Consider the following 301-nt stretch of genomic DNA (forward strand, 5'->3'; position numbering starts at 1 on the left):
CCTCTTTCAGCACATGACCGACGTTGTCAGAGAACGCGCTCGAATCCACCTCGATGCGATAACCGAGGGTATTTTTCCCGGTATCAATCACCTGGCCGTGATACTGGTGGCCGTTAATCTCTACCAGCACCGGGTCGCCCGCTTTCGCGTCTTCCCCGCGAACGTTTCCGGTAATCACCTGCTTCGCCGCCGACAGCTCAGTAAAGTTCAGGGTGTTATCGGCAGTGACATCATGAATATTGACGGTGTTATGCGCTTTAGTGTCCAGCACCACGGTACGGTGCGCCAGCGCGGTCACTTC

Annotated in this window: 1 protein-coding gene; it reads right to left on the reverse strand. The window is 55.8% G+C overall.

Going from position 1 to position 301, the window contains the following annotated elements; all coding sequences use genetic code 11:
- A partial coding sequence (locus tag OGY13_RS00900) for an Ig-like domain-containing protein (protein WP_286593182.1) occupies positions 1–301 on the reverse strand: 301 nt, incomplete at both ends.

It is taken from the genome of Citrobacter sp. Cpo045 (genome assembly GCF_030332875.1).
Taxonomy (GTDB): domain Bacteria; phylum Pseudomonadota; class Gammaproteobacteria; order Enterobacterales; family Enterobacteriaceae; genus Citrobacter; species Citrobacter portucalensis.